The organism is Kribbella sp. NPDC004138 (assembly GCF_053603655.1).
The window spans coordinates 48,471-70,578 of record NZ_JBSGFZ010000041.1 but is presented as its reverse complement, the minus strand read 5'-3'; the positions used below and the strand labels follow the sequence as shown (position 1 = coordinate 70,578).

General features: G+C 69.0%; 20 protein-coding genes and 1 pseudogene. 10 read left to right on the top strand and 11 right to left on the bottom strand.

The window, feature by feature from the left end:
* Window positions 1-379: hypothetical protein (locus tag ACWEOO_RS39680; RefSeq protein ID WP_452147442.1), on the top strand; the 379-nt coding region annotated here is incomplete at its 5' end.
* A gap of 225 nt (window positions 380-604) precedes the next feature.
* On the opposite strand, the gene ACWEOO_RS39675 is transcribed toward ACWEOO_RS39680, so the two are convergent.
* A complete protein-coding gene (locus ACWEOO_RS39675) occupies window positions 605-850 on the bottom strand; it encodes a hypothetical protein (protein WP_452147441.1) in 246 nt (81 codons plus the stop codon).
* Window positions 851-1,065: 215 nt separating this feature from the next.
* On the opposite strand from ACWEOO_RS39675, the gene ACWEOO_RS39670 reads away from it, so the two are divergent.
* Both ACWEOO_RS39670 and ACWEOO_RS39665 read left to right on the top strand, forming a co-directional pair.
* A complete protein-coding gene (locus ACWEOO_RS39670; protein ID WP_452147440.1) occupies window positions 1,066-2,844 on the top strand; it encodes a DUF222 domain-containing protein in 1,779 nt (592 codons plus the stop codon).
* Between the two features lie 457 nt (window positions 2,845-3,301).
* Window positions 3,302-3,637 (top strand): hypothetical protein, encoded by a 336-nt coding sequence (locus ACWEOO_RS39665; protein ID WP_452147446.1) that lies wholly within the window; start codon window positions 3,302-3,304, stop codon window positions 3,635-3,637.
* 2,105 nt (window positions 3,638-5,742) lie between these two features.
* Here ACWEOO_RS39665 and ACWEOO_RS39660 read toward each other — a convergent pair.
* A pseudogene (locus ACWEOO_RS39660) lies at window positions 5,743-6,153 on the bottom strand (protein kinase domain-containing protein); the annotation flags it as partial.
* A gap of 94 nt (window positions 6,154-6,247) precedes the next feature.
* On the opposite strand from ACWEOO_RS39660, the gene lipB reads away from it, so the two are divergent.
* Window positions 6,248-6,964, top strand: a complete 717-nt coding sequence (lipB, locus tag ACWEOO_RS39655; RefSeq protein ID WP_452147439.1) for a lipoyl(octanoyl) transferase LipB — start codon at window positions 6,248-6,250, stop codon at window positions 6,962-6,964.
* On the opposite strand, the gene ACWEOO_RS39650 is transcribed toward lipB, so the two are convergent.
* Complete coding sequence (locus tag ACWEOO_RS39650; RefSeq protein ID WP_452147438.1) at window positions 6,946-8,325, bottom strand: sulfatase family protein; 1,380 nt, start codon at window positions 8,323-8,325, stop codon at window positions 6,946-6,948. The two genes, lipB and ACWEOO_RS39650, sit on opposite strands and share 19 nt — an antisense overlap.
* A 4-nt stretch (window positions 8,326-8,329) precedes the next feature.
* On the bottom strand, window positions 8,330-9,295 hold the full coding sequence (locus tag ACWEOO_RS39645; protein WP_452147437.1) for a sulfatase-like hydrolase/transferase: 966 nt from the start codon (window positions 9,293-9,295) through the stop codon (window positions 8,330-8,332).
* A 112-nt stretch (window positions 9,296-9,407) separates the two neighbouring features.
* Between ACWEOO_RS39645 and ACWEOO_RS39640 the strand changes: the two genes are divergently transcribed.
* Window positions 9,408-10,721 carry a hypothetical protein gene (locus ACWEOO_RS39640; protein ID WP_452147436.1) on the top strand — a complete coding sequence of 438 codons (1,314 nt, stop codon included), beginning with the start codon at window positions 9,408-9,410 and terminating at the stop codon, window positions 10,719-10,721.
* 24 nt (window positions 10,722-10,745) lie between these two features.
* Here the strand turns inward: ACWEOO_RS39640 and ACWEOO_RS39635 are convergent, their stop codons facing one another.
* The 6 genes from ACWEOO_RS39635 to ACWEOO_RS39610 all read right to left on the bottom strand — a co-directional run bounded on the left by ACWEOO_RS39635 (window position 10,746) and on the right by ACWEOO_RS39610 (window position 15,917).
* The gene (locus tag ACWEOO_RS39635) at window positions 10,746-11,708 is read right to left on the bottom strand and encodes a LysR family transcriptional regulator (RefSeq protein ID WP_359932892.1); all 963 of its coding nucleotides are present in this window, start codon (window positions 11,706-11,708) and stop codon (window positions 10,746-10,748) included.
* A 109-nt stretch (window positions 11,709-11,817) separates the two neighbouring features.
* Window positions 11,818-12,984 carry an ABC transporter permease gene (locus tag ACWEOO_RS39630; protein ID WP_452147435.1) on the bottom strand — a complete coding sequence of 389 codons (1,167 nt, stop codon included), beginning with the start codon at window positions 12,982-12,984 and terminating at the stop codon, window positions 11,818-11,820.
* Window positions 12,981-13,862, bottom strand: a complete 882-nt coding sequence (locus ACWEOO_RS39625; protein WP_359932886.1) for an ABC transporter ATP-binding protein — start codon at window positions 13,860-13,862, stop codon at window positions 12,981-12,983. Before ACWEOO_RS39625 ends, ACWEOO_RS39630 begins: the two co-directional genes overlap by 4 nt.
* Window positions 13,863-13,985: 123 nt before the next feature.
* Complete coding sequence (locus ACWEOO_RS39620; protein ID WP_452147434.1) at window positions 13,986-14,657, bottom strand: response regulator; 672 nt, start codon at window positions 14,655-14,657, stop codon at window positions 13,986-13,988.
* On the bottom strand, window positions 14,650-15,591 hold the full coding sequence (locus ACWEOO_RS39615) for a sensor histidine kinase (protein ID WP_452147433.1): 942 nt from the start codon (window positions 15,589-15,591) through the stop codon (window positions 14,650-14,652). The genes ACWEOO_RS39620 and ACWEOO_RS39615 overlap by 8 nt, the downstream gene beginning before the upstream one ends.
* Window positions 15,567-15,917 carry a hypothetical protein gene (locus ACWEOO_RS39610; protein ID WP_452147432.1) on the bottom strand — a complete coding sequence of 117 codons (351 nt, stop codon included), beginning with the start codon at window positions 15,915-15,917 and terminating at the stop codon, window positions 15,567-15,569. The genes ACWEOO_RS39615 and ACWEOO_RS39610 overlap by 25 nt, the downstream gene beginning before the upstream one ends.
* Window positions 15,918-15,972: 55 nt before the next feature.
* Here ACWEOO_RS39610 and lipA point away from each other — a divergent pair, with 55 nt between their 5' ends.
* From lipA to ACWEOO_RS39595, 3 genes are all read left to right on the top strand, one after another.
* Complete coding sequence (gene lipA, locus ACWEOO_RS39605; RefSeq protein WP_355688566.1) at window positions 15,973-16,911, top strand: lipoyl synthase; 939 nt, start codon at window positions 15,973-15,975, stop codon at window positions 16,909-16,911.
* Window positions 16,912-16,922: 11 nt separating this feature from the next.
* The gene (locus ACWEOO_RS39600; RefSeq protein WP_355688567.1) at window positions 16,923-17,618 is read left to right on the top strand and encodes a DUF4191 domain-containing protein; all 696 of its coding nucleotides are present in this window, start codon (window positions 16,923-16,925) and stop codon (window positions 17,616-17,618) included.
* A gap of 112 nt (window positions 17,619-17,730) precedes the next feature.
* Window positions 17,731-19,026 carry a class I SAM-dependent methyltransferase gene (locus tag ACWEOO_RS39595; protein ID WP_452147431.1) on the top strand — a complete coding sequence of 432 codons (1,296 nt, stop codon included), beginning with the start codon at window positions 17,731-17,733 and terminating at the stop codon, window positions 19,024-19,026.
* Here ACWEOO_RS39595 and ACWEOO_RS39590 read toward each other — a convergent pair.
* A complete protein-coding gene (locus tag ACWEOO_RS39590; protein WP_359932872.1) occupies window positions 19,023-19,484 on the bottom strand; it encodes an RDD family protein in 462 nt (153 codons plus the stop codon). The two genes, ACWEOO_RS39595 and ACWEOO_RS39590, sit on opposite strands and share 4 nt — an antisense overlap.
* Window positions 19,485-19,673: 189 nt before the next feature.
* Here ACWEOO_RS39590 and glnA point away from each other — a divergent pair, with 189 nt between their 5' ends.
* Both glnA and ACWEOO_RS39580 read left to right on the top strand, forming a co-directional pair.
* Complete coding sequence (gene glnA, locus ACWEOO_RS39585) at window positions 19,674-21,098, top strand: type I glutamate--ammonia ligase (RefSeq protein WP_363713791.1); 1,425 nt, start codon at window positions 19,674-19,676, stop codon at window positions 21,096-21,098.
* A gap of 183 nt (window positions 21,099-21,281) precedes the next feature.
* On the top strand, window positions 21,282-22,097 hold the full coding sequence (locus ACWEOO_RS39580; RefSeq protein WP_452147430.1) for a class II glutamine amidotransferase: 816 nt from the start codon (window positions 21,282-21,284) through the stop codon (window positions 22,095-22,097).
* The last annotated feature ends 11 nt before the right edge of the window (window positions 22,098-22,108 follow it).

Below are 22,108 nucleotides of genomic sequence, written 5' to 3'. Positions count from 1 at the left end.
GCCGCGGCTTCTTCTTGCCCATGGACTCCATGATGAACATCCTTCCGGAGCACAAGCTCCTGATCTCGGATGTCCGTCAAAACGGGGCAGGCCCAAGCAACTCATCAGGTTTGGTGAGCCTGTCGGTGGTCGTACCACTCTCGCCTATGTGTGGTTGTCGGGAGGGTCGCAGCTGACAGGGCGGCTCGAACGCTGCTTTGACGACGGGTCGCCGAGCTTCTTTGACGTCGGGGAGTTTCAGAACGTCGATGATGACGCTGACGAAGCTTGGGATCCCTTCTCGGGTCCGCCACCCGACGACGGTCTGCGCTACTTCGATTCACCTGAGTCCGCGCTTGAGTGGGCCCGCTCGGAATGCGACGCCAGTGACGTTGGGTGAACCAGGGCGTCATTGATGCTGAGTACCGCGATGCCAAGGGCTGGTGACGGGTTCGATCGCGCCTAGAGCGAGCCGCTTCGCCGACTGACCGGGTTGGGTCGCGAACCGACCGGCTCAGGCAATTTGACTCGCAGGAGTACGAGTCAGTCACGGTCGCAGGATCGCACCTACAGCGCGTATGATTGAGCGCTCATCGGCATGTTAGGTCGCGCTCTCAGCGGCATCTCAGCGCGCTGCGGAGCCTGGCAGTCTCGTCCTGAGCTCCGACAGGGGGTAGGTCTGCGACCGGTCGGCGTCCAGAACGTCATAGACAGCTGCAGTGTCATCCTGGAAGTCGAGATCGACATCAAACACGTTGAAAGTGAACTGCCTGAGTCTGCCTTCCGGACCGGATGCTTCAAGTTCACGCCGGAGTGTCGCCGCCATGAATCCGTCTCCGTCTTGCTCCAACAGCTCTCTCAGCAGATCCACAACTGAAGTGTCCGACACCCTGCAAGGCGATGCACGCACATCCGCAGATCTGGGAAGGACATGCCTCGCACGCCGGGCCGAAGAAGTGTCACCACCAAGTCCCCCTGAAGCGTCACCGATGTCCTGATACAGATTCGTCACCGATGTCTTGAAACATAACACCTCGCCTAGCTTCTCGATTTGGTTCAATCGAACAGGTGTTCTAATGTACTCGCATGACGGCGGTCGCGATCAACCCACCCCTCGGCGCACCAGCGCCGACCGAGCCGTGGTTCACGACTGCCGAGGCGGACCAGTACCGGCCTCCGCCCGACGATCTGTACGACCCTGACGACCCACGGCCTCCGCGCTTCCTGAGCGAAGAGGATCTGTACGACGACCTGCCGCCGATGTCGCGCGTCGACGAACTCGAATGGGAGTTGTGGGCCGGCGTCGATCAGGACGCCGCCGAGCGGGAGATGCTGCGCCTGAAGGCGCCCGCGTGGGTGTCCCTCCCGCCGGGCGCCGAGCTGGCGGCGGCGCTGGAAGAGCTGCGGCCGCAGTTCGAGTCGCCCGTCGCGCTGATCGAGGCGATGAAGGCCGCGTCCCGGATGGAAGCCTGGGCCGCGTCCATCAAGGCCGCCGCGATGGCGTCGTTCTACCGGCAACGCAAGGCTCAATCCGTCGATACGCCCCGCCCGGCACAACTCGACTCACACGGACGCCCGATCGACCCCGAGCGGTCCTGGTCGGCGGAGATCGCCGCCGCCCTCAAACTGTCGCCCCAGACAGTCGGCCGCCACATCGACACCGCCCTCCACCTGACCGGCGCGCTGACCGCGACCCACACAGCACTCCGATGCGGTGCCCTCACCTGGTCCAAGGCACTCGCGATCTCGGAGGCCACCCGCCCCTTGCCCCCAGCCGCCGCGCACGCCGTCGAATCCCACGTACTGCGCCGCGCCCCCGGCCAGACCCACGCCAACCTGAACGCCTCTCTGCGCCGCCAGGTCGCCAAGCACATCACCCGCAACGCCGCGCCCGGCGGCACCGATCCCCACCGAGCCGCCGCAACCGAGCGCACCTGCAAGATCGTGCCCCTCTCCGACGGTATGGCCGGCCTCTGGGTCGTCCACACCGCCGACAAGATCCAGCAAATGTGGGTAGTCATCCAAGCCATGGCCACCCTCGCCAAACGCACCACCCCGACTCCCGAATCCACCCCACCCACCAACGCCGCCCACCAATCCGGAGCATCGGAACGGGCGGTGCCTGGCGCACAGAAGCTAGGCACACAAGCGTCGGACCCGCCAGAGCCGGCCGCGGGGCCAAAGCGGACAGCGGAACAGCGGCGCGCGGATGCCGTGGCGGATCTGTTCGAATACATGCTGCACAACGGCCTGGACTGGCTCGGCCGCCGCCTGCCCGATCAGCACCGCAGACGGCCGCATATCGAGGTCCTCATCCCCGTCACCACGCTCCTCGGCATGGACGCCGACCCCTGCGAGCTCACCGGCTACGGGCCTATCCCCGCCGATATGGCCCGCCGCATCGCCGCCGACGGCACCTGGCGCAGACTCCTCACCGACCCCACCAACGGCACAGTCCTAGAAGCCTCCACCACCCGCCACGACCCCGGCGTACTCGTCACCGAAACGCTCCTCGCCCGGCACCCCGTCTGCGCCTGGCCAGGCTGCAACCGCACCTCCCGCGAATGCCACCGCGACCACGCAACACCTTTCGCGAAATCCAAACAGACCCACCTCGCCGGCCTGATCCCGTACTGCGCGTACCACCACGTCATCAAAGACACCCCGGCTTGGGGCTGGACCACAACACCCCATCCCGACGGCTCGGTCACACTCACAACCCCCACAGGCCACCGCTACACCACAGTCCCACCCGCTCGAGGCCCCATCGCACCACCACAAGACCCGCCCCCAACCGACCACCCCCCAACCTCCCCACCCACACGCCACCCGTCATCCAGCCCCCTCGGTCCCCCGCCTTTCTGACCCACCACACCTGCCCATACCAGCAACACCGCACATCGACTCCAAGCTGGACTCTGAGCCCGACCCAAGCCCGACCCCAAGCCCGACCCCAAGCACGACCCCAAGCACGACCCCAAGCACGACTCTGAGCCCGACACCGAGCCCGACACCGAGCCCGACACCGAGCGCGACCCCGGGCCCGCGCCGAGACCGAGCGCGACCCCGAGCCCGGCGGTGGGCGCGCCCCGAGACCGAGTCTGAGCGCAAGCGCGACTCGATGCGTACGGCCCCGCCCCGCCCCGCCCGGCTCCGGGCCCAACCCCACTCCAGGCCAAAGCCCGACCCGCACCTTGAGCCTGACCTGAATCGTCCCGCGCTTGGGTCCGAACGCGGCCCGCCTTGTGCGAGGCCAAGCGTGCGGCGGGTGTGCCGGTGACCCACTACCGGCATCCAGCGAACCTTCGTGGGTCAGGCCTGGATGATCGTGCTGATACGCCAACCGGCCGTCGTTTCGCGCTCGGAGTTGCGTGAGGGTGCCGGGCTGGGTGTTGCTGGCCTGCCTGGTGTGCTGGTCATCGTGATCAGCCTCGTCGTCGGGATGCCGCTTGGCAGCGTGGTCTCGGTGCCGCCGGCATCGATCGCCCGGCCGGCCGTCAAGCGGTCGGTGACTTTGAGGGTGATGGTCGTTGAAGTGCGACGGGTGATCGCGGTGCTGTCGATCGTGATCCGAAGGCCTTCGACACGGATGTTCTGTTCGCGGTACTCAGCGAGAAGTGCGCGGTCCCTGAGCCAGGGCGGACTACCTGGAACGTAGATCCGATCGAGGGCCTCGAGATCGAGAGTCCAGAACGCCTTGGCACGTTCGGCGTCGAGTGCTTCCAGCGTTCGCTTCCAGGCAGCTACCTCTGCCGGCGATGCCGCGGATTCTGGTGGTGAAGCAGCTGTGGTCCGTGTCGTACCCGGCGATGCCTCAGGACGCGCAGAAGCCGCCGGCACGCCAGCTGTCGACCGCACCGGCGGTTCGGTTGCTGGTGCGGTCGACGGCGCGGTCGGCGGATGCGCAGTCGGCGGAGACTTCGCGGTCGATCGTGTGGGGGTGGTCGAGGTCGCGGTTGGTTCGGATCGGTGGGTTGGCGATGCCGTCGGGCGCCCACCCGTTTGGGGTGGCGTGGGCTGCGAATGCGTGCGGCTTGGTTGAGCAACTGGTGGTGCGTCGATCGTGCGGAGCGTCGCGATTCCGATGGCGAGTACGACGACCGCGCCGAGGACGACCGCGGCGAGGATGCCGTACGCCGGGTGCAACCGCAGACGGAGCGAGACCCGCGGGAATCGGCGCAGTGAGGGTCGCTCGGTTCGGCGGGCCCCGGCTTCTGAGAGACCAAGGGACGTGGAGCGCGAGGGGCTGCGTGTGTCGGGGCGTAAGCGGCTGCGGAGGCCAACGCGCGAAGGGCTGCGGAGCCCAAGGCGCGAGAGGCTGCGGCTCCCAAGGCGCGAGAGCGCCCAGAGCGCGGGGCTTGAACGTCGACTAAGCACACGCGGTGAATGGCGGCGGGACCCGGCACGCGAGCGACGGCCCAACTCGGTGCGTGGAAGGGTGTTGAACCAGGGGCGTGAGCGTCCGTCCGGCACAGGGCCGGGAGGTCGGCGGAGCGCGGGAGGCGAGAGCGGACTCAGCGTCGGACGCGCCAGTCGGCTCGGCGCAAGCGATCCGAGTCGGCTCGGTGCGGGTGATTCGAGGCGGCTCGGTGCGGGTGATTCGACGCGGCTCAGCGCAGGGGCTGTGAGCTCGCTGGCGGACGATTCGAACCGGCTGGACGCAGCTGGTTCGAATCGGCTCGGGGCAGGCGGTTGACGCTGGCTTGTCGCAGGCACTTCGGGCTCGCCTGGCGCAGGGGCGTGGCCCAGACTCGGCGCCGGAGGTTCAAGTGGGTTGGGCGCGGGCGATTCAAGTCGGCTCAGCGCAGAGGGTCCGGGGCCGCTCGGCACAGAGGGTTCGGGGCCGCTCGGCACAAAAGGTTCGAGGCCGCTCGGCACAGAAGGTCCGGGGCCGCTCAGCGCAGAGGGCTCGCGTCCGCTCAGCGCAGAGGGTTCGGGGCCGCTCAGCGCAGAGGGCTCGCGTCCGCTCAGCACAGGGGGTTCGAGGCCGCTCGGCGTAGGGGGTCCGGGCTGGCTGGCGGATGATTCGCACCGGCTGGACGTGGCCGGTTCGGATCGGGTCGGTGCAGGGGGTTGGCGCTGGCCGGTCGCAGGGGGTTCAGGCTCACCTGGCGCATGGGCTTCGGGCTCGCCTGGCGCTGGGTTTTGGAGCCGGCTTGGCGCCGGAGGTTCGAGTGGAGTGGGCGCGGGTGGTTCGAGGCGGCTGAGTGTTGGGGGTAGGCGGGCTGATGCGCGTGGTCGGCGGAGGGTGGGGCCGCGGCGGGTGCGTTTCGTGGGGGCTTTGGTGGATGGTGGGGCGGGTTGAGGGTGGCTTGGTTGGGGTGGTGGTGTTGGGGGTGAGTTGGGCGGCGGCGGAGCGAGCGGTGCGCGGGAGGCGGAGGGTGGATCGTCGTCGTCTGCGGAGCCGTCTGACGTCGCCGGCTGATGGCCGAGGCGCCGGGAGTCGTGGGTCGGCTGATCTCCAGAGAGTTCGGTCGCGCTGGGGCTGGTCGTTGCTGGGGCGGGAGACCAGCCGGCGGGGAGGTCTGTGGGTGGCGGTGCGGAGAGGGGGTTGGGTGGGGCCAGGTCTATGGGGAGCGCTTGAGTCAGGGCGAGGAGATGGTGGGGAAGCGTTTGGATGGGTGGGTTCGTGAAGAAGGCGGCTGGGAAAGGGGTGGGGTCGGCGGCGGCGTGGTGGGTGAGGGCGGCGAGGGCTTGGAGGTCGGTGGTGGTGGGGTCTCGGTGGAGGGTGGCGTCGGTGAAGACCGGGCGGCCGTCGGCGTCGAACAGGACGTTGTGAGGGTGGATCGCGCCGTGGGTGAGGCCAGAGGTGTGGAGGTGGGCCAGGGCGTCGGTGAGCGGGGCGAGGAGGGTGACCATCTCGCCGTACGTGAGGGGGCCGCGGCGGGTGAGGAGGGCGGCCAGGGTGCCGGCGGCGAGGTGTTGGGTGATCAGGATCCAGCCGGTGTCGGTCTCGCGGTGCTCGAGGAGGCGGGCGACGTGCGGATGCCGGATCCGGGCGAGCATGCTGAGGTCTTCGCGGAGCCGCCGCGGGTCGGGGCACGCGCTGAGCGGGATGTGTTTGAGCACGGCGTTCCGGCCGGTGGCGCGGTCCCGGACCTGCCAGACGGTGCCCGACGGTCCGGACCCGAGCTGCCGGCGCAGGCTGTAACCGGTGAGGTCTGCGAGGTCCATGCCCAAGAGGATGCACCGATCGCGACCCCTCCCGTCGAAGTTATCCACAGCCCACGGCGCAGGCCCTGACCAGGCGGCACCTACACTCGAAGGCGTGAGGGCTATCAGGTACGTGGAAGCCGGTTTCGGTGCCGACGCGGTGGACTACGAGTCCGCGTGGGCCGAGCAGCGACGACTGCACGGGGAGGTTGCCGAGGGCACCGGCTCGGACACGGTGATCCTGCTCGAGCACCCGCCTGTCTACACCGCCGGCAAGCGCACCGAGCCGCACGAGCGGCCGGTGGACGGTACGCCGGTGGTGGACGTCGACCGTGGCGGCAAGATCACCTGGCACGGACCAGGGCAACTGGTCGGGTACCCGATCGTGAAGCTCGCCTCACACGTGTACGTCGTCGACTACGTCCGGCGGCTCGAGGAGGCTCTGATCGCCGTCTGCGCCGAGCTCGGCGTGAAGACCGGCCGGGTCAAAGGCCGCAGCGGGGTCTGGGTGGCGGCCGACGACCGCGGCCGGGAGCGCAAGATCGCCGCGATCGGCATCCGGGTCGCGCAGGGCGTGACCATGCACGGCTTCGCGCTGAACTGCAACAACGACCTGGCGTGGTTCGACCGGATCGTCCCGTGCGGCATCTCGGACGCCGACGTGACCACCCTGTCCAAGGAGCTGGGGCGCGAGGTCACGATCGCCGAGGTCCTCGAGCCGGTCCGCCGGCACCTCGACGAGCTCCTCGCCTGGAACGAGTACGAGCGCAGCCCGGACATCGACCATCACGAGGAGCCGCCGACCGCGATCACCTACGGGCTGACCGTCTGAGGCTCCAGACCGACCTCCGCGCGCCAGTCGGCGTGCAGAGAGCGCAGCTGGGCCACGACCTCGGGCTGAGCTGACAGCTGGTTGGTCTGCTCGCCGATGTCGTCGGCCAGGTTGGCCAGGAACCAGCCCTCCCCCATGGGCGCATGTTCGTAGTCACGCAGGTGCCTGGTGTTGGCGTCGTCCGCGACCCAGCTGAGCTTCCAGTCCCCCGACCGGACCGCCCACTGGAAGCCACAGTCCCAGTGCAGGTTCTCGTGCGCCACGGAGGCGGAGCCTGCCAGCACGGGCAGGATGTCGAGGCCGTCCACGCCCTCAACCGTCGCACCGGCCGCTGCGGCCAATGTCGGGACCAGGTCCATCGTGCTGACGAGTGCGTCGGTACGGCGTCCGGCCGGCAGTTGGCCGGGCCAGCGCCACAGCATGGGGATGCGGATGCCGCCGTCCCAGAGCGTGTACTTCGTGCCACGCAGCGGAGCGTTGTCGCCGAAGTTGCAGGTCGATCCGCCGTTGTCAGTCACGTACACGACGATCGTGTCGTCGCCCGCCGTGTCGAGCAGCCGGCCGATCTCGGCGTCCATCAGCTCCAGCTGGGCCAGGTAGTACTCGCGCCCGTGCGGCAAGTTCGGCACGATCACGTCGTCGTACCACTCCATGAACGGGCGGTCGGTGTCCGGCGACCAGTCGCGGAACGCCGGCAGGCCGCGCGCCTCCAGCTCGGAGTCCGGGAGCTGCCAGCAGAAGTTGTGTACGGCGTTGAACGCGACCATGCAGAAGTACGGCCGCTCGTCCTCAGCGCTCATGAACTCCGACGCGCGCCGACCGAACTCGGCCGTCAGGAAGCCCTCGTGCTCGACCGGCTCGTCACCGGACAGCAGCGGCTGCACGGCCATGTGGTGCGCGGCGGGCTGACCGTACGACGTGACCGCGTCCTCGGAGTGATGCAGGTAGTTGAGCCGGCCGAACGACTGTCCCGCCAGCCCGTACAGCGTCTCCTCGAAGCCGTGGTGCGGCGGACACGCCCTGTCCCCCACGTCTTCCTTCCCGTAGTGCACCTTGCCGAAGTAGCCGGTCCGGTACCCCTGGTCACGCAGGATCTCCGCCAGCGTCGGTACGTCGGCCGGCGGGAACTCGGCCGAGTCGAACCATTGGCCGCCCCACCGCTGCTGGTACCGCCCGGAGATGATCGACGACCGCGACGGGCTGCAGATCGGGGCCGTCACGTACGCATCGGTGCAGGTCACTCCCTCCGCGGCCAGTCTGTCCAGCGCCGGAGTACGGACGTCTGGGTGCACACCAAGGCCGCTGCGATCGGCGTACCCGTGGTCGTCGGAAACGATCAGCAGAATGTTCGGAGCGGGCAACAGCTCATCCTCTCGAGAGACGCGCGGCCTGATCAGCCTTCGCACGGGCATCGGTCGCATCTGGATCCAGCAGCAATCTCAGCTCAGCATCCAGTCGCTGCACCAGAGCCGTCTCACCGGACAGGTCGCGGAGCTCCAGCGGGTCCTCGTCAACGTTGAAGACCTGCGGGGCGTGTCCAGGGCCGTAGTAGCAGTACTTCCACGGCCCTGACTTCAGCATGAAGCCGCCATCGACCATGCCTTGGGCGTGGTACTCCGACAGGACCGGGCGGTCCTGTGGGTCTAACAGCGAATGCCCTGGAAGGTCGGGATCAGCTGCTAGGCCGGCAACGTCCCGGAGGCTGGGAAGGACGTCGACCAGGCTGACGTGAGCGTTGGTGCGGTGCGGTCGGAGCGACGGGTGGCGCAGGAGTAGTGGGATGCGTACGGCGGGCTCGTAGAAGCACTGTTTCTGGTGACTGATCAGGGCCCAGTAACAGACCGTTGCCTCCCGGATCTGCTCCTCTGTCAGCGGCTCGTCGTTGCGGAAGCCGTGTCGTAGCAGCGAGATCACCGGGTGCTCGTCGGCTGCTGTTGCGGGTAGCTCGACATCGGCGGGGTCGTACAGCGCGCGGAACTCCGGTGGTGCGACCAACGGGAAGTGCGGGTGCATGTAGCCGACGTACAGCAGGAACGGGTCCTCGCCCGGGTCGCGCAGGAACTCCACAGCAGCGTCCGTCGCGGCGACATCGTGCTCGGTGTGGACGTGGTCGCCCGGTCCCTGTTCGGTGACGTGAGAGTTGCTCGGGCGTCGCCAGTCCGCGGTACGACGGGGTGGGCGGCCGCTGTGGTCGAGCCAGAAATCCAGGTCGTCGCTGAGGCGGCGGTCGAAACCGAGCAAGCGGTCCGGCCCGTTGAAGTGGGTGCGGCCCGCGATCACCGAGGTGTAGCCGGCTTCGCGGAGGTGGTGCGCCCAGGTGCGCCACCCCAAGCCTAGGCAAGCGATTGCCGGGTCGGGTGGGGCAGATGTGTCCGGTGTGACGATCCGGGCGGCGCCGAAGTGTCTGCACGGCGTGGCGGCCGAACGTGGCTACCTTGGGCTCGTGGCCAAATTTCTTGGGTTTTTGCTCGGGGTAGCTGTCGCTCTGGCCGGTCCGGCGGTGTTCGGGGTGCTCGCGGCGCCGGGCGGTATCGAGCTGAACGCGAAGGAGATGGCGCTCGCCTACGGCATCGGCGCGCTCATCTTCTGGGCCGTGGTGTCGTACTTCTCCGGCGCCGGCGCGCTGGGGGCGTTCGTCGCCTTCGGCACCTTGGTCTACTGCTGGCTGTGGATCCCGAACCGGACCACGAACTTCCTGAACGACGTCCCCGGCGTCACGAACGGGATGATCGAGGGCTCGAAGCAGTACACGCTGAACGGCGTGGTGCCGATCCTCGGGGTGATCTCGCTGGTGTACGCGATCCAGCTGATCGTCCAGGGGGTCCAGCGGCGGCGCCGGGAGCGGGCCGACGCCGAGCGGCTGCAGCGCGAGCAGGAAGCCGCGCAGGCGCAGCAGGAGGCGGACGTCGCCGCGGTGTATCCGGTTGCCGAGGGCACCTATCAGACGCCGGCGGCGTACGAGAGCCACACGCGGTACGACGACCTGTTCGACGAGCCCGAGCCGGTCCAGCCGCGCAACCAGGCCGACGAGCAGACGCGCCAGTTCCCTGTCGGTGTGGCCGAGGAGGCCGAGCACACCCGGCAGTTCCCGGACGCAGATGCCGACAGCAACTACGCCGACGAGACGGTAGTCGCCCAAGCCCCGGCCGCCGAGCCCGTCGAGGCGGACGAGCCCGCAGCCCCTCCCCTCGACGAAACCCAGCCGGTGAGCAACACTCCCCACGCAGCCGCCCCGGCCCAGCAGACACAGCCGGCCGACGCCCAGCCTCCGGAAGCCAAGCCGGCGGAAGCCATGCCGGCGGCGGCGCCTTCGGTCGATGAGACCCAGCCGATGGAGCCGCCCCAGGCAGCCGCGCCTGTCCACCCGGTCCAGCCGGCCGACGCCCAGCCTTCGGACGCCCCGGCCGCAGAGGCCAAGCCTGCAGAAGCCAAGCCGGCGGCAGCCAAGCTGGCGGAAGCACCTCCGGTCGATGAGACCCAGCCGATGGAACCGCCTAAGGCAGCCGCGCCGGACCACCCGGCCCACCCGGCCGACGCCCAGCCTTCAGAGGCCAAGCCGGTAGCGCAGAGCACGCCCGAGGTGCCGGCGGCCGATCAGGCTGAGGTGGACGGAGACCGGGCTGTGGAGGAGAAGGCGGAGCGGGCTGTGGCTCCCAAGGAGCAGATGGGTGCTCAGTATCGGGAGCGGATGGAGGACCCGGAGGACACCGGGGAGTTCCACCTCGCGTTCGAGAACCCTGTAGTACGACCCGCCTGAAACCAGGCGAGGCACCGGCTGAGCTCAGGCGACGTGCATGCGTTGTTGGTGCTGGTCTCGGCGGGCATGTTCGGTGATGGCTTCGTCGTAGGCGGCGGTTGCCATGTGGAGGACGTCGCCGGCCATCTGGGCTCGCGGGGAGTCGGTGCTCCAGGCGAGGATCAGTTTGCGGTGGATCGGGTCGCCGGCGAGGGTGCGGGTGGTGACTTCGGGCGAGAGCATCCGGTACGACGTGGGCGAGATCAGCGCCACGCCTTGTCCACTGGTCACGAAGCCCATCAGCACCGACGTGTCGACGGAGTGATGCTCCACGCGCGGCTGGAATCCGGCCGCCTCGCACGCCGCGCGGAACAGTACGTGGAACCCGCTGTCGTCCGGCGGTTCCCCGATCCACTCCTCGTCGCTGAGCGCCGCCAGCTCGATCTCGCCGCGCGTCCGGCATGCGACCGGGTGGTCGGCCGAGAGCGCGACGTACGCCGACTCCGACTCGACGACCGTGGTGGCCTCGACGCCGGCCGGCAGCCGCAGCTCGAAGCCGGGGAACTCGCGCAGCAACGCGAAGTCCAGCCGGCCGCTCTCCAGCTGTTGCAGCAGCACGCTGGTCGACCACTCGACTTCGATGCTCACCTGCTCGATCTCGCCGTGCGAGCGGAGCCGGGACGCGATCCCGGACATCGGCGCGGTCGGGAATCCGCCGAGCCGGACAGCCGACGACTCGACCGCGGTCATCGCGGACACCGTCGCCGACAGGTGGTCGACGTCGACCAGGATGGCACGGGCCCGATCCACGGCGTACCGGCCGAGCGGGGTGGGTTTGACGCCGGTGCGGGAGCGTTCGAACAGCTCACCGCCGAACGCCGCCTCGATCCGCTTCAACTGCGCGGTCAGGCTCGGCTGGCTGACCTTGAGCCAGCGGGCGGCCCGTCCGACGGACCCCGCTTCGGCCACCAGGACAACCACCCGCAGATGGCGCAGCTCGACGTTCATGCGTTGAGACCGTAGTCGAGGTCTACGCACAGCACACAGCTGCCCAACATTGCGGTTTCGTCACAGCCAGGCCCGGACCTGTAACGCCGGACCCGGCCGTGACGATTAGCTACGAAGTTTTCAGCGCCAGCGCCTCGCGGTAGCCAAGGCGGCGGCCGGTCTGCAGCAGGGTGCGTTCGTACAGCCGGGCGCCCATCCGGACGATCAGCACGGTGGTGGCGAGCAGCAGCGCGATCGCGACCAGCGGCTGCCAGAGCGGGACGTCCTCGGTGAGCATCCGGCCGGGCATCGACATCGACGACGCGATCGGCACGAACGACGCGACCGTCTTGGCCGACGATCCCGCGAACACGGAGAAGAAGAACGGGATCATCAGGATCATCTGCCCCGGCAGCGTGGTCGACCCGAGGTCCTCCTGCCGCGTCGCCAGCGAACCGGCGACTGCCCACAGCCCGGCCAGCGCGACGAACCCGAGCACGAAGAACACCACGAACCACCCGGCGACCGGTGCGACCACTTCGAGGATGTCGGCCTGGTCGGTGGCCAGCAGCCCGATCAGCGAGACGCCCGCGATCAGGACGATCTGGGACAGCGCGAGCACCGTGTTGCCGAGCACCTTGCCCCACAGCAGCGACCGGATCGGCACCGCGGCGGCGAGGATCTCGACGACCCGGCTCTCCTTCTCTTGGACGACGCTCTGCGCGATCATCATGCCGAAGCCGAGCGCGGTCATGTAGAACACCAGCGCCAGCCCGATGTTCACGAAGTCCGAGACCACGTCAGGCAGCGGGCCGGGGGTCAGCAGCTCCAGCGAGACCTTCGTGCCGGCGTGCAGTTCCGCCGGGCTCAGGCCGGCCTTGGCGGCGTTCGCCTCGGTCCCGACCGCCGCGGCCGCTTCGCGCAGCGCGCCTTCCAGGCTCGAGTCGACGCGGTCCTTGCCGAGGACGACGTACCCGTCGGTGCCCGGCAGCAGCGCGGCCTTCACGTCGCCGTCGGTGACGGCCTTCTCGGCGGCCAGGCGGTCGGCGACGCGGGTCGCCTCGAAGCCGTCGCCGCCCGCGGTGGTCGAGGCCTGCTGGACCACCCTGACGCCCGAATCGTCGATGACCGCAATCTTGTCCGGGCCGCCCTTGCCCGCGAGCACAGCGGGAATCAGCACTGCCGCGATCACGATCAGCAGCATCACCAGGGTCGAGCCGATGAACGTCTTGTCCCGCAGTTTCGTGGTGATCTCGCGCTCGGCGATCAGCACCCAGGGCCTGTCCAACGAGTTCATCGGGTCGCCTCCCGGAAGACGTCGCTGAGCGCCACCCGCTCCGGCCCGAACTCGCGGACCGGTCCACGGCTGAGCGCCTCGTGCAGAATCCGCTGCTCGACAGCACCGTCGAGTACGTCGAACAGCGCCGTACCGCCGGCCACGTCGCGCACCTTGATCCCCGGCATGTCCCGCAGCCACCCGGCGTCGCCGTCGACCATCAGGCGGTACGTCGTCGTGGGGCCGGCCGCCAGCTCGGCAACGGCCCCGGCCGCGACGACCTTGCCGCGGGACAGCACGACCAGGTCGTCGCACAGCCGCTCGACCAGGTCCAACTGGTGGCTGGAGAACAGCACCGGCACCTCCGGCGTGACCTCCTCGCGGAGCAGGTCGACCATCGCGTCGACGGCGAGCGGGTCCAGGCCGCTGAACGGCTCGTCGAGCACCAGCGCGATCGGCTCGTGCACCAGCGCGGCCGCGATCTGCACCCGCTGCTGGTTGCCCAGCGACAACGTCTCGAGCACATCATTCGCGCGCTCGGCGAGTCCGAGCCGCTCGAGCAGCTTCTCGGTCCGCTCCAAGGCGCGCTCCGCGGAAAGCCCGTGCAGCCGGCCGAAGAACACCAGCTGGTCGCGGATCTTCATTTTCGGGTACAGACCGCGTTCCTCGGGCATGTACCCGAAGTCCCGGCGTACCTCCTGGGTCAGCGGTTCGCCCTGCCACCGCACCTGGCCGGCCGTCGCGGCCAGGACGCCGAGGATGATCCGCATCGTCGTCGTCTTCCCGGCCCCGTTGGCCCCGACGAACCCGGTCATCCGTCCCGGTACGACGTCGAAGGTCACGTCGTCCAGCGCCAGATGATCACCGAACCGCCGGGTGAGCCCTTCCACCCTGAGCATGTGTCACCGTTCCCGTTGAGGTTCCGCCGGGCGCTCGCCCGACGCTCCCAAGCTAGTCAGCCGAGGTATGTCGGCACGTCGCCCGTGAGGGTGACGAATCGAGTCATCCGTACGACGGACGAATCATCCGGTCGGATCGTCGCCAGGGGTGACCAGGCCGCACTCGTAGGCGAACACGACGGCCTGGACGCGGTCGCGCAGGCCGAGTTTCAGCAGGACGCGGGACACGTGGGTCTTGACCGTCGCCTCGCCGACGTACAGCTGGGCGGCGATCTCGGTGTTGGTCAGGCCGCGGGCGATCAGCCCGAGCACCTCGCGCTCCCGCTCGGTCAGCTCCGCGAGCAGGTCAGGCCGGTACACCCGCTCTCCCCCGCCGGTGAACCGCTTGATCACCCGCCGGGTCACCTCCGGCGCGAGCAGCGCGTGGCCGGAGTGCACGACCTGGATCGCCTCGACCAGGTCCTCCGGCGCGGTGTTCTTCAGCAGGAAGCCGCTCGCCCCGGCGCCCAGCGACTCGAACAGGTAGTCGTCGCGGTCGAACGTGGTGAGGATCACGACCTTCCCGGCGTCCTCGGCGACGATCCGCTGGGTCGCGGTGATCCCGTCCATCCCGGGCATCTGGACGTCCATCAGGACGACGTCGGGCCGCAGCGCCAGCGCCAGCTCGATCGCCTTCTCGCCGTCGGACGCCTCGCCGACCACCTCGATCTCCGGCTCGACCGACAGGATCATCCGGAAACCGGCGCGGACCAGGTCCTGGTCGTCGACCAGGAGCACCCGCATCGCCTCACTCAACTGTGACTCCAATCAACGGGATCCGGACCCGGACCCGGAATCCTCCCACGGGCCGCGGGCCGATCTCGCTCTCGCCGCCGAGCAGCCCGACCCGCTCCCGGATCCCGACGTGGCCGAGCCGGCTGCCGACCGGCGCGTGCTTTGGGCGGCCGTCGTCGATCACCTCGAGCTCGACCGCGTCGCCGAGGTAACGCAGCGTGAGATGGGCGCTGCGCGCCGTCGAGTGCTTGCGGACGTTCGAGAGCGCTTCCTGGGCGATCCGGTAGACCGACACCGAGACGGTCTTGGGCAGTTCGGCCGGCGCGCCGATCTGGTGGAACCCCACCTCGAGGCCGAGGCCGTTCGCCTCCGCGATCAGCGCCGGCAGCCGGTCCGCGCCGGCCTGCGGCTCCTTGGGGTCCGGCGTACCGACGTCGACGTCCGGGTCCGCCGAGCGGAGCATGCCGAGCAGCTGGCGCATCTCGTTCACCGCGGTCCGGCTGGACTCCTCGATCACGTTCAGGGCGTTCTTCGCCGCGTCCGGGTCGGTGTCCATCACCCGCCGGGCGCCGCCGGCCTGGATGCCGATACTGCTGATGTGGTGCGCGACGACGTCGTGCAGCTCACGCGAGATCCGCAGCCGCTCGTCGATCACCGCGCGCCGCGAGTTCGCCTCCTGCTGCGCGGCCAGCTCGGTCGCCTGCTGCTCGAGCTCGAACCGCTGCCGGGCGGTCGCCCACGCGGTCCGGCCCCAGAAGTACGCCCCGAAGAAGTAGAGGACGTTCAGCACGACCGTCAGGATCACGCTGGAGACGTACGGCGAGAACAGGGCGTGGTTCGGCCCGTCGATCGCGTTGTTCCGCAGCGCCGAGACGAAGTTCACCGCCAGCCAGCCGAACATGCCGACGAACACGACCGTGATCGCGGCCTTCATCGCCGCCGGTCCCGCGCCCACGCGACGGCGGCGTAGATCGCCATGAACATCGTCGCCTGGGTGACCAGGTTGCCCGCGAACGCGAACGCCGCGCGCTCGCCGTTCACCACGAACAGCACCGCGACCAGCAGCAGCACCGGGATCGGCCAGCGGCGGCGGAAGCACAGCGGCAACGCGGCGGCCGCGCTCAGCACGTACGGCTCCACCCCGCCGATGCCGAGGTCCACGTGCTGCGGCGCCGCGCCGCGGGCGAGTTCGGCGCCGAGCAGCCCGGCCAGCGCCATCCCGAGCCCCAGGAGTACGTCGTACCGCTGCTCGCGCGCGGTCGGCACCGGACGTGTCCACATTCTCATCAGCCTACGGGTGGAACGCGCCCGATCCGGGACGCGTACCCTGGAGGGCGTGACCATCGCCCCAGAAGGACGGAAACTGCTCAGGCTCGAGGTGCGCAACGCGGAGACCCCGATCGAGCGCAAACCCGAGTGGATCAAGACCCGCGCCAAGATGGGCCCGGAGTACCAGGCACTGCAGAAGCTCGTGAAGTCCGAGCAGCTGCACACGGTGTGCCAGGAAGCCGGCTGCCCGAACATCTTCGAGTGCTGGGAGGACCGCGAGGCGACCTTCCTGATCGGCGGCGACCAGTGCACCCGGCGCTGTGACTTCTGCCAGATCGACACCGGCAAGCCGGAGGCGCTGGACCGCGACGAGCCGCGCCGCGTGGCCGAGTCCGTGCGCACCATGGGCCTGCGGTACGCGACCGTGACCGGCGTCGCCCGCGACGACCTGGACGACGGCGGCGCCTGGCTGTACGCCGAGACGATCCGCCAGATCCACGAGCTGAACCCGGGCACCGGCGTGGAGATGCTCGCGCCGGACTTCAACGCCGTCCCCGAGCAGCTCGCCGAGGTGTTCTCGTCCCGGCCGGAGGTGTTCGCGCACAACGTCGAGACGGTGCCGCGGATCTTCCGCCGGATCCGCCCCGGGTTCCGCTACGAGCGGTCGCTGGACGTCATCACCCAGGCCCGCGACTACGGGCTGGTCACCAAGTCGAACCTGATCCTCGGCATGGGCGAGACCCGCGACGAGGTCAGCCAGGCGCTGAAGGACCTGCACGCGGCCGGCTGCGAGATCATCACGATCACGCAGTACCTGCGGCCCTCGGTGCGGCACCACCCGGTCGAGCGCTGGGTGCGGCCCGAGGAGTTCGTGGAGCTGGACGCCGAGGCGCAGGAGATCGGTTTCGCCGGGGTCATGTCCGGTCCGCTGGTACGGTCCTCGTACCGTGCCGGGCGGCTGTACCGTCAGGCCGTTGAGTCACGTATGAACAACCAGGACAGGTAGAGCAGGTAGAGATGGCCAAGAACGACGCGCCCGAAGAGAAGACCAGCCGGCTGAAGCAGATCCGGTCGGCGTACCAGCTGACCAAGAAGTCCGAGCCGCTGGTCGGCCTGGTGCTGGCCGGGATCTTCCTCGGCATCGTCGGGCTCGCCGTGCTCGGCGGGTTCCTGGTCGGGCCGCTGCTGGTGTGGATCCCGCTCGGCGTCGCGCTGGGCTTCCTGGCCGCGACCATCGTCTTCGGCCGCAAGGTCGAGAAGGCGGCGTACAGCCAGATCGAGGGCCAGGCCGGTGCGGCCGCCTCCGCGCTGCAGACGCTGCGCCGCGGCTGGAACGTGGCCCCGGCCGTCGCGGTCACCAAGAACTCCGACATCGTCCACCGGGTGGTCGGCCGGCCGGGCATCATCCTGGTCGGCGAGGGCCAGCCGAGCCGGGTGAAGAACCTGCTCGCGGCCGAGGCCAAGAAGCACAACCGGGTGGCCGGCGGCGCCCCGGTCACGCAGATCGTCGCCGGTCAGGGCGAGGGCGAGATCGACATCCGCAAGCTGACCAAGTACGTCATGAAGCTGCCGGCGGTCCTGCAGCCTTCCGAGATCACCGACCTGCTGCAGCGGCTGAAGGCGCTGGACGCGGTCCGGCCGCAGGTGCCGATGCCCAAGGGCCCGGTCCCGACCAGCCTGAAGGGCGCCCGCCAGGCGATGCGCGGACGGTGACCACAAGGTAACCAAGCTGCATGCTCGGCAGTTGATCTGTTCAGAGATGCGCCGTGGGGAGGCTGGTTGCCCTTAGGGTGCGACCAGGACGGATTACAGGGGAACAGCTGAAATGACGGATCTGATGCCGCGTGCGCAGCGTGCCGTGCACGAGCCGGTGGCCGAGACCTGGCCGACGCTGGCCCGGCCGCGCTCCAATCCGGTCCGTCGGTACGGCGCGGCGACGGCGATCCGGATGATCGCCAAGGACCTGCCGGCCACGATCCACCTGGACAGCAACCGTTCGTACGGTCTCGGCGGCCCGTCGATGCGCGTGCACCGGACGGCGGCCTTCCTGGACCGGCTCGGGCAGGACGCCGGATCCGGGTTCGGCGAGGCGTACCTGGCCGGCGACTGGGACCCGGAGCCGGGCACCGACCTGGCCGATCTGCTCGTCCCGTTCGCCGAGCGGTTCAGCAACGAGGAGACCCGGCACCTGCTGCCGAAGTGGGCGCAGTCGCTGCGCTGGCTGGTCACGAAGTCCCAGCCGGGCGAGCAGGACAACGACCGCGCCGGCGCCCGCGAGAACGTCAGCCGGCACTACGACCTCAGCAACGCGATGTTCTCGGAGTTCCTGGATCCGACGCTGACCTATTCGGCCGCCTACTTCGGCTCCGCCGATCCGACGGCGGACCTCGCAACTGCTGCGTACGAGGACCTTACGGATGCGCAACTTCGCAAGCTGGACGCGATCCTCGACGCCGCCGGGGTGCGGTCCGGGTCCCGGGTGCTCGACATCGGCTGCGGCTGGGCGAGCCTGGCGATCCGCGCGGCCCAGCGCGGCGCGTGGGTGACGGCGATCACGATCGCCTCCCAGCAGGCGTTGCTGGCGCAGCGCCGGATCGCCGACGCGGGCGTCGGGGACCGGGTGCAGGTCGCGCTGCGCGACTACCGCGACCAGATCGGCGAGTTCGACGCCGTGCTGAGCGTGGAGATGATCGAGGCGGTCGGCGAGAAGTACTGGCCGGTCTACTTCGACGCGATCGAGCGCCGGCTCGCGCCCGGCGGCGTCGGCGTCGTCCAGGCGATCGTGATGCCGCACGAGCGGATGCTCGCCACCCGGAACACCTTCACCTGGGTGCAGAAGTACATCTTCCCCGGCGGGCTGATCCCGTCGATCAAAGTGATCGAGGACGTCACCGCCCAGCACACCGGCCTGCGCGCCGAGGTGATCCGGCATCTCGGCGCCGACTACGCCCGCACCCTGCGGATCTGGCGGAACCGGTTCATCGAGCGCTGGCCGGCGATCGCGGCGCTCGGCTTCGACGACACGTTCCGGCGGATGTGGGAGTTCTACCTCGCCTACTCCGAGGCCGGGTTCCGGACCGGCTACCTGGACGACGTCCAGCTGCTGCTGACGCGGCGCTAGCGGCGTACGACGATCGTCTTCGCGGCGAGGTCGTGCAGGCCGCGCCGGTCGCGGTCGAAGACCACCGCGGGGATGACCAGGCAGATCAGCAGCGACCGGACGATCCCGGCCAGCAGTCCGGGCGGGGCGACGAACGTCTTGCCGGCGCGGACCGGGCGCACCTGCAGCCCGCAGATCCGGTGGCCGATCGTGCAGCCGAGCAGCCCGGTCAGGATCGCGGTCGTCCCGAAGAAGACCGCCGTGTTGATCGAGCCGTAGTTCGGGCCGCCGTCCCAGATCGGGCGGGCGGTGATCACGGACGTGATCAGGGCCGCGATCAGCCAGTCGATGAGCAGCGCGAGCACCCGGCGGCCCCAGGTCGCCGCCGAGGCCGGGCCGTCCTCGGGCAGACCCAGCCGATTGCCCGGGTAACGGAATTCTTCGGTGGGCCCGGTTGCGGCCGCCGGGGATGATGCCATGATGTCTAGCCTACGGACACGTCGTGAGCGGTCCCACGCGGGCCGCGATATCTCACGCCGTAACCGCCGTACACCAGTGGGTCAGCGCGGACACGCTGGGCGTAACATCCGCGAAACATCAGGGTCATGACGGAGAAACCGGCGGGCCCTACGTTCAGATGCAATCTCTGAGCCACCCTAGGAGTACGTATGTTTTCCAGCGCTGAGGAGCTCCTCGCCTACGTCAAGAACGAGGGCGTCGAGATCGTCGACGTCCGGTTCTGCGACCTGCCGGGCATCATGCAGCACTTCACCGTCCCGGTGTCGTCCTTCGGGCCCGAGGTCTTCGAGGACGGCCTGGCGTTCGACGGTTCGTCGGTCCGCGGTTTCCAGCAGATCCACGAGTCCGACATGAAGCTGCTGCCGGACCCGACCAGCGCGTACATCGACGAGTTCCGCACCGCGAAGACGCTGGTGATCAACTTCTTCGTGCACGACCCGCTGACCGGCGAGGCGTACAGCCGTGACCCGCGCAACATCGCCCGCAAGGCGCAGGAGTACCTGAAGTCGACCGGGATCGCCGACACCGCGTTCTTCGCGCCGGAGGCCGAGTTCTACGTCTTCGACGACGTCCGGTTCGAGACCAAGTCGAACGGCGCGCACTACTCGATCGACTCCGTCGCCGGCGCCTGGAACACCGGCCGGGTCGAGGACGGCGGCAACCGCGGCTACAAGGTCCGCTACAAGGGTGGCTACTTCCCGGTCGCGCCGACCGACCACTTCGGCGAGCTGCGCGACGACATCACGCTGGCGCTGGAGCGGTCCGGCCTGATCGTCGAGCGCGCCCACCACGAGGTCGGCACGGCGGGCCAGGCGGAGATCAACTTCCGCTTCGACGAGCTGCTCAAGGCCGCCGACGACGTGATGAAGTTCAAGTACATCGTCAAGAACAAGGCGTGGGAGGCCGGCAAGACCGCGACCTTCATGCCGAAACCGATCTTCGGTGACAACGGCTCCGGCATGCACTGCCACCAGTCGCTGTGGAGCAACGGCGACCCGCTGTTCTACGACGAGTCCGGGTACGGCGGTCTGTCCGACACCGCCCGCTGGTACATCGGCGGTCTGCTCAAGCACGCCCCGTCGCTGCTGGCCTTCACGAACCCGACGGTGAACTCCTACCACCGCCTGGTGCCGGGCTTCGAGGCGCCGGTCAACCTGGTCTACTCGTCCCGGAACCGCTCGGCCTGCATCCGGATCCCGATCACCGGATCGAACCCGAAGGCGAAGCGGATCGAGTTCCGCTGCCCCGACCCGTCGGCGAACCCGTACCTGGCCTTCGCGGCCCAGCTGCTGGCCGGCCTGGACGGTATCCGCAACAAGATCGAGCCGGCCGACCCGGTCGACAAGGACCTGTACGAGCTGCCGCCGGAGGAGCACGCGGGCATCGCCCAGGTGCCGACCTCGCTGCCGGCCGTGATCGACGCCCTCGAGGCCGACCACGCCTTCCTGCTCGAGGGCGACGTCTTCACCGAGGACCTGATCGAGACCTGGATCGACCTCAAGCGCGAGCAGGAAATCGCCCCGATCCAGCTCCGCCCGCACCCGCACGAGTTCGAGCTGTACTACGACGTCTGAGTTGTAGCTCCCGAGAAGCCCACCCGGTCCGTCCGGGTGGGCTTCTTCGTGTTTCAGGGGTCGTTCTGCACTGGCGTGTGGGTCCTTGGACTCTGGGGCGACAGCGATCCGGCTTCGTACCGTGGAGGGTCCCGGCGGACGACTGATGAGGGGGTTCGGGACATGTGTCGATGGCTTGCCTACTTGGGAGAACCCCTCAGACCGTCCAGGCTGGTCCTGGACTCGCAACATTCGCTGGTCGCGCAGTCGCTCGACTCGCCGTTGGGCGCGGAGACGGTGAACGGTGACGGGTTCGGGTTCGGGTGGTACCCGGGCGATCCGGAGCCGGGTGCGGAGCCCGGGCTCTTCCACAGCATCGAGCCCGCGTGGAACGACCAGAACCTGAGGGAGTTGACCCGGGCGGTCGAGTCGTCGCTGTTCTTCAGTCATGTGCGCGCCGCGGCCGGCCCGCCGATCCAGCAGACGAACTGCCATCCCTTCCGGTACGCGAACTGGCTCTTCATGCACAACGGCGTGCTGGCCGGCTTCGGTTCGGTCAAGCGTGACCTCACCTTCGCAGTGGATCCGTCGCTGTATCCCCACATCAAGGGGACGACCGATTCCGAGGTGCTCTTCTATCTGGCCTTGACCCTCGGGCTGCAGCAGGAGCCGGTGAGCGCCATGTCGAAGGCGGTGCAGATGGTGGAGTCAGTCGGGCACGACCATGGAGTCAGCTTTCCTGTTCAGGGCACTGTCGCCGTGTCGGACGGCAAGACCATCTGGGCGTTTCGCTACTCCTCGCAGCATCGCAGCCGCACCCTCTTCCACTCGGTCGACATCGAGACACTGCAGCAGATGTACCCCACCGAGGAGCGCCTGCGCTCCTTCGGCCGGAACGCACACGTCGTGGTGTCGGAGCCGCTCAACGATCTTCCCGGCGCGTTCGCCGAGGTCCCCGAGTCGACCGTCGCGATCCTCGACCAGTCGGGCTACCACCACGAGCCGTTCCTTGCCCAGTGACGCCCGGCGCC

Coding starts and splice junctions, on each gene's coding strand:
- ACWEOO_RS39670 (WP_452147440.1), top strand. CDS start 1,066: ATGACGGCGGTCGCGATCAACCCACCCCTCGGCGCACCAGCGCCGACC.
- ACWEOO_RS39665 (WP_452147446.1), top strand. CDS start 3,302: ATGATCGTGCTGATACGCCAACCGGCCGTCGTTTCGCGCTCGGAGTTG.
- ACWEOO_RS39635 (WP_359932892.1), bottom strand. CDS start 11,708: ATGAACGTCGAGCTGCGCCATCTGCGGGTGGTTGTCCTGGTGGCCGAA.
- ACWEOO_RS39630 (WP_452147435.1), bottom strand. CDS start 12,984: ATGAACTCGTTGGACAGGCCCTGGGTGCTGATCGCCGAGCGCGAGATC.
- ACWEOO_RS39625 (WP_359932886.1), bottom strand. CDS start 13,862: ATGCTCAGGGTGGAAGGGCTCACCCGGCGGTTCGGTGATCATCTGGCG.
- ACWEOO_RS39610 (WP_452147432.1), bottom strand. CDS start 15,917: ATGTGGACACGTCCGGTGCCGACCGCGCGCGAGCAGCGGTACGACGTA.
- ACWEOO_RS39600 (WP_355688567.1), top strand. CDS start 16,923: ATGGCCAAGAACGACGCGCCCGAAGAGAAGACCAGCCGGCTGAAGCAG.
- ACWEOO_RS39595 (WP_452147431.1), top strand. CDS start 17,731: ATGACGGATCTGATGCCGCGTGCGCAGCGTGCCGTGCACGAGCCGGTG.
- ACWEOO_RS39590 (WP_359932872.1), bottom strand. CDS start 19,484: ATGGCATCATCCCCGGCGGCCGCAACCGGGCCCACCGAAGAATTCCGT.
- glnA (WP_363713791.1), top strand. CDS start 19,674: ATGTTTTCCAGCGCTGAGGAGCTCCTCGCCTACGTCAAGAACGAGGGC.